Origin of the sequence: Rhodopirellula sp. JB055 (assembly GCF_043100905.1) — a bacterium.
Lineage (GTDB): Bacteria > Planctomycetota > Planctomycetia > Pirellulales > Pirellulaceae > Rhodopirellula.
On sequence record NZ_JBICHO010000385.1, the window covers coordinates 1 to 3366 of the forward strand.

Sequence of the window (3366 nt, forward strand, 5' to 3'; positions counted from 1 at the left end):
GCCATACGAGCGAAGGTGTGCCGAATCCCTAAGCGTGGGACGTCAAGAGGTTAGTATTGACACCGCATTGGACTGTGCAGGTTCTGTTCCTCGACTTCGCCCCAACAGGGCAGCCCTATGCCAGCCCAGGGCAACGCCCTGGGTTATGGCGGGACCAAGATTACAAAGCCCCAACGGGGGCGGTCCTAGCGATGCCTTTTGAAGTTGCGATTTTCTCAAAACCTGAAGCGTCATCGAGGGAAAAACGATGTTGACTTCGCCTCGCTGACGCGTCGGGTTATGAAAAGCCCAATGCCTCACGCAAAAACGCAACTTCAAAACCCGAAGCGTCAGCGAGGGAAAAACAATGTTGAATTCGCCTCGCTGACGCGTCGGGTTACGAAAAACCCAATGCCTCACGCAAAAACGCAACTTCAAAAGGCGATGCCTGGGGCTATCTTAGAGCTGCCCCGTTGGGGCGTAGAAAAGAACAGAAACCAACGACGCATCATCCGTGTCAACACCAAAGATTGAACAGCCCAGCGCGAGCTGCCCGGTAAGGAACCGAAGGGCTCGTGTCCTTCCCCGAAGGCACATGCTGTTCAGGTGGTCTTAAGCAAACGAACGAGCTGAGTCCCATGTGGCAATTCCAAGATTTCGCGGCGCCGACTCCCGGCTCCGCTTGCGACCAAAACGCCGGCCAGTGCTACACCGCGCATTGGAACGCCGATGGTCACGACTGGGTTTGCCACACCGCGGGCGGCTCCAAAGGAATCAGCTTCGGTGATCCCGACGGTTCCTTGCATGTCAATCTGCTACCGGTCGGGGATGACACGCTCCCCATCGCCACGGAACAATCGGTCCGCGGTGACGTTTGGAACGTGACGTTCCCGCAGGCCGACTGCCAATACTCCTTGCGTCTGGCGTTGCGAGTGGTCGAAGCCACCGAAACGCGGTTGGTGATCGAACCGACCATCTCGATTCAAACACTGTTGCTCGACACACACCCAACCCTGGACCTCACGGCACTGGGCGATTGCGGCGTGATCTTCGATGAAGGCGACACGTTGGGCGACGGCAGCCCGCCGATCTCCACCGTGCAATTGCATGGTGAAACGGGATCGATCGCGGTGCTTTTGGCCCCCACCGATGCTCCCTTCACGACCGATCTTCGCCGCGAAGGGCATCTGCAACTCCGACTGTTTGGGGAATTCCTCGAAAAAGGCGTGATCCGCAAGGCTCGCCCCTGGATTGTGCTGGACCGTTCCGAACAGGGGATTTCGGAGCCTGATCTGCAGGCTTATTTGAAGCGATTGCGCGAAACCCCGCTGCCTTTAACGGCTTGAGCAGGCGTTTTTGAGCCTCCCCGTTGCTCCAGGCAATGAGTTTGGCTTTTCAAGAACGCGTCGGGCGGCAAGAATAGCGGGCTTCCTCACCCGCCTCCCTTCTGATTGGCCGACAGTTCTGTGGAACGCCGACTCTTTTCGTTCATCCTCTCGTCGATGGCGTTTTTCCTGATCTACATGTCCCTCCGGACCATGTTCGCGCCACCATTGCCCCCTGAGGAAGACGTGGTCGCCGAAATGGACGGCGAAACCATCGCCCCCGCAGAGGACTTGGTGGCCGATTCGGACCCTGATGCGTCCGATGATGACGAACAGGCCTCGGAAGAAGACGATGCGATCGTTCGCCCTGAATCTCCCACCTGGTCCACGCTCGGTTCGATGGATCCGACCAGCGGCTATGTGATGCTGGTGACGTTGAACAGTCGCGGCGGTGGCATCGAACGAATTGAACTGACCGAACGCAAAGAGAACGGGCGTCTGAAATATCGACGCGTTGACGTTCGTTCGGGTTACCTCGGGTATCTGGCCGCGGATCCTGCCGCCACCGAAATGGGCATCCGAATCAACGTGGTCGGCCCCGGCACCCCTGCCGACCTGGCGACCGCTTCCGGTGTAACGGGCGGGCTGAAACCTGGCGACGTCATCACCGGGTTCAATGGCACCAACGTCAACAACCTTTCCATGCTTCGCAACGCGATGCTGGAAACCAAGCCAGGCGAAGATGCCACGGTGACGGTGGTGCGAAACGAAAAGTCGATCGAATTCAAAACGACCTTGTCGGAACATCCACTGGACCTGGTTCGCTTGGCCGAGCACGGTGGTGATGACGAGATCGAAGGCAACCTTTCGCGTCTGTCATGCTTGCTGACCATTGGCCGCGTCGGTCGCCGCGAAATTCTTTCGGGCGAACACACCATCGAAGGCATGGTCGACACCGGCGATTTGATCTGGGACGCATCTCAAGACGGCGACCAAGTTTCCTATCGATTGCAACTGTCCGATTCCGAGATGAAACCGGCCGCCGGCAAATCGGTCGGATTGCAGCGGACTTACTCGCTGAAGCCCAACAGCTACTCACTGGACATGGATGTTCAGATCGACAACCGTGCCGAGGAAGCCCAAGAACTGGCTTACCGAATCGAAGGTGCCAACGGAATCACTCTGGAAGGTTGGTGGTACAGCAATAAAATCAGCCCCAACTGGGGCGGCTCCGCCGCTCGCGACGTCGTCTACAAAACGACCGCCGAAGGCCACGAACTGGTCTCGGGATACGCGTTGCTGAAACGAGCCAAGAACGAATCGGAAGCGGATGACCAAACCCTGTTTGCCCCCGATTCTGCGCCACCCGCTCGCGACCTGAGCTACATCGGCGTCGACGCCCAATACTTCACCGTCGCGATGTTGCCACCAGAAGGCCAAGAGTCGCTCAAGACATTCCGCCGTGCTGCTGCAAACATCATCGCTGATCCAAACGCCGTTCCTGACAACAAAGAACGCGCGGTCAACACCAGCTTCTACCTCGACAGCGCCATCGCCGATGTGCCTCCGGGGTCGTCCCTCAAACAATCGCTGCGATTGTTCGCTGGCCCCAAACAACCGGACGTGATGGAAGCCTACGGATTGGGCGATTGCATCTACTACGGTTGGTTCTCGTTTGTCGCCAAGCCTCTTGGCGGGTTGCTGCACCTGTTCTCCAACGTTGGCAACTACGCCTTGGCGATCGTGCTGCTGACACTGTGTGTGCGAGGCCTGATGTTCCCGCTTTCGCGAAAAGCGGCGATCAACGCTCAACGCATGCAAGAACTGGCTCCTGAACTCAAGAAGATCGCCGAGAAGCACAAAGACGACATGGAAGCTCGGGTCCGAGCCCAACGGGAACTTCAGCAACGCGTCGGCTTCAACCCGATGGCGGGCTGTGCCCCCATGTTCTTGCAGTTGCCCATCTTCATCGGTTTGTACCGAACTCTGTCCGTCGACATCGAACTGCGACAAGCCGCGTTTGCATCCTGGACCACCTGGGCGTCGAACCTGGCCGCTCCCG

3 protein-coding genes are annotated in these 3366 nt (G+C 58.1%); all 3 read left to right on the top strand.

Annotated features, from left to right (window positions below; genetic code table 11):
• Positions 1–198 precede the first annotated feature (198 nt).
• A complete protein-coding gene (locus tag ACF8AM_RS15225; RefSeq protein WP_392556452.1) occupies positions 199–513 on the top strand; it encodes a hypothetical protein in 315 nt (104 codons plus the stop codon).
• 104 nt (positions 514–617) lie between these two features.
• A complete protein-coding gene (locus ACF8AM_RS15230; RefSeq protein WP_392556453.1) occupies positions 618–1325 on the top strand; it encodes a hypothetical protein in 708 nt (235 codons plus the stop codon).
• Positions 1326–1445: 120 nt separating this feature from the next.
• A partial coding sequence (locus ACF8AM_RS15235; RefSeq protein ID WP_392556454.1) for a YidC/Oxa1 family insertase periplasmic-domain containing protein occupies positions 1446–3366 on the top strand: 1921 nt, incomplete at its 3' end.